The 1,998-nt window shown below is 35.2% G+C and carries 4 protein-coding genes; all 4 read left to right on the top strand.

Annotation, left to right across the window (positions count from 1 at the left end):
- On the top strand, window positions 1-712 hold a 712-nt coding region (locus tag ABWO04_RS11450; RefSeq protein WP_353079819.1), incomplete at its 5' end, for a hypothetical protein.
- A complete protein-coding gene (locus tag ABWO04_RS11445; RefSeq protein ID WP_353079818.1) occupies window positions 709-855 on the top strand; it encodes a hypothetical protein in 147 nt (48 codons plus the stop codon). The genes ABWO04_RS11450 and ABWO04_RS11445, both read left to right, overlap by 4 nt.
- Window positions 856-857: 2 nt before the next feature.
- The gene (locus ABWO04_RS11440) at window positions 858-1,373 is read left to right on the top strand and encodes a TIGR02594 family protein (protein ID WP_353079817.1); all 516 of its coding nucleotides are present in this window, start codon (window positions 858-860) and stop codon (window positions 1,371-1,373) included.
- Between the two features lie 270 nt (window positions 1,374-1,643).
- Window positions 1,644-1,874 carry a hypothetical protein gene (locus tag ABWO04_RS11435; RefSeq protein WP_353079816.1) on the top strand — a complete coding sequence of 77 codons (231 nt, stop codon included), beginning with the start codon at window positions 1,644-1,646 and terminating at the stop codon, window positions 1,872-1,874.
- The last annotated feature ends 124 nt before the right edge of the window (window positions 1,875-1,998 follow it).

The following is a 1,998-nucleotide window of genomic DNA, read 5'->3' as shown; positions in this document are numbered from 1 at the left end:
TGATGCTGAAATTCTTAATAAGCCAACAATTCCAGATCCTTCTGATTTTGTTGAAAAAGCTGATTATTCTCCAGCACATTCTATTCTTGCACAACAAAGTGGCACAGGTTCACCAACAGCAGTAACGATTGGAACGAATGAAATATTAGGAAGGTTAAGTAGTGGTGGTTCTAATATTGAAGGTTTATCTGTTTCGCAAGTGAAAGCATTATTAGATTTAGAAAATTCTAATACGGGTGACGAAACTGCAACAACTATCAAGCAAAAGTTAGAAGTATTTGAAGCTAAACAAGAAAGCGCGCTTCAATCTACCACAGGAACAACACCGATAGCAATAACTGAATTAAAAGTAACTCCATCAATTAACAAGCGATATAGCTTAACAGCTTGTATTCATTTGGGTTGCAGTGGAGTTGGTGGAGTAAGAATTGGAATAACAATACCAACTGGGGCGACTATTTTTATTACTGGTTTTGGAACTGCAGGTCCAGCGACTTCAAACAGTATTATGTCATTTATTAACGCTAATAACGGATTTTTTGATAACGCATTTGTAACAGCTAACTCTCAAAATGGTATGTGTATTGTTCACGGAGAAATTGAAATGGGTGCAACTACTGGAGACGTTCAATTTACATTTAGGTCAATTACAAGTGGTCAAACATCAACTGTTTTGAAAACTGGTTCGTTTATGAAATTGGAAGAGATATGATAGAAATTGAAGCACAAGAAATCAACGGGGTTTTATATCCAATTGAAATACCTGAGGGAAATGTAGGAAGTCATTTTGACGGTGAAAAGTTTATTTTTTTCACAAGCGAGGAATCGAGAATTGAATTTTTTTTTAATCAATAACTATGTACGAATTTCTAAAATCAACAACAGCTCCCAAAGTGATGGTGCAAGCTGTGAAACTTATCGGAACAAAAGAAATTATTGGCAAGGAACATAATCCAACAATTCTTGAATGGGCGGATGAATTGGAACTGGATCGCTTTTATACCAATGATGAAATTCCTTGGTGTGGATTGTTTGTTGCTATCTGTGTGCATCGTGCCGGATTTGAAGTGGTAAAACAACCGCTTTGGGCGTTGAACTGGGCGAAGTATGGAACTGAAGTTGATGTGCCAATGTTTGGTGATGTTTTGACCTTCAAAAGAAATGGCGGTGGCCACGTTGGTTTTTATGTTGGTGAAGATGAAAAATGTTTTCACGTTCTTGGCGGAAATCAATCCAACCAGGTGAATGTGATTAGAATTGAAAAATCAAGCTTGCATAAGGCAAGTAGAACAGCGTGGAAAATTGCACAACCAGCGCAAGTGAAAGTGATCAAACTAACTGCAAAAGGCACAATCACCAACAATGAGCAATAGATAAATTTTTGAAAAAATTATTTGATTGATTTACAGCAAATTAACCATTAAAAAAAGCCGATTTTTCACGAAATCGGCTTTTTTGTTGTTGAATATTGCGAAAATAGAAGATAAAAAGTTGAATCTTGCGAAAAATAGCCACTTTTTACAAAAATATGCCACTTTATGAAAGTTGCCGAAAAAATCCGCTTTTCTGCTTTTCCGCCAACTTAGTATATAATATATGATATAATTATATAATAATCAATAAGTTAACCCATTAAAAAAAAGTTGGCGGAAATTTTAAAATCTGCTCCCAAAGTTGGCGGAAAAGCGGATTTGTTTTTTAGTGTCAAAAATTTCCGCTCCTTCAATACTGGCGTGGGTTTGATGCCAATTTGGTTAAAAAGCTATGTTATTGATTATCAGCGAGGTGGCGGAAAAGCGGATTTTTTCAGCTTTTTATCACTCAAAATGGTTTTTTTCGATGAAAAAATTATTCTTCAATCTAAAATGAATTAAATTTTTCATACATTTGGCGTATGAACGCACCCCGAATTTTGAAATATACCAACGTTGACCGATGCGTCAATTTTGGTTTTTATCCAAAAATCCTTCCTTATCAAAAAGGAAAACTTTTGGATTG

The organism is Flavobacterium sp., from assembly GCF_040382755.1.
GTDB lineage: Bacteria > Bacteroidota > Bacteroidia > Flavobacteriales > Flavobacteriaceae > Flavobacterium.
This window is presented reverse-complemented; position numbering and strand designations above follow the sequence as displayed.

What these genes read in the sequence shown, in the direction of transcription:
- ABWO04_RS11445 (WP_353079818.1), top strand. Translation starts at nt 709, where the DNA reads ATGATAGAAATTGAAGCACAAGAAATCAACGGGGTTTTATATCCAATT.
- ABWO04_RS11440 (WP_353079817.1), top strand. Translation starts at nt 858, where the DNA reads ATGTACGAATTTCTAAAATCAACAACAGCTCCCAAAGTGATGGTGCAA.